Annotated in this window: 1 pseudogene; it reads right to left on the bottom strand. The window is 67.9% G+C overall.

The features are described 5' to 3' along the window. Window positions 1-237 (bottom strand): annotated as a pseudogene (locus tag WDW90_RS41325) (HlyD family type I secretion periplasmic adaptor subunit); the annotation flags it as partial.

Consider the following 237-nt stretch of genomic DNA (forward strand, 5'->3'; position numbering starts at 1 on the left):
GGCGCGGATGTCGGTGAGGTCCTTGCTGACCTCGTTGCGCATGTCCTGGTCGACCTGCAGGATCTGCAGCCGAACCTCCGCCTGCTTGCCGCGCGCCTCAGCGATCGAGGAGAGATGGCTGCCGCGCTCGCCCTCGAGGCGGGCCGCGTCGCGCTCGAGGCTGGTCATGCGCGAGATCGGCACGAGGTTCTTCTGCCAGAGCTCGCGGATGCCCTTGAGCTCCTGCGTGATGAAGGC

The sequence above is a fragment of the Methylobacterium nigriterrae genome (genome assembly GCF_037106235.1).
Classification (GTDB): Bacteria; Pseudomonadota; Alphaproteobacteria; order Rhizobiales; family Beijerinckiaceae; genus Methylobacterium; species Methylobacterium nigriterrae.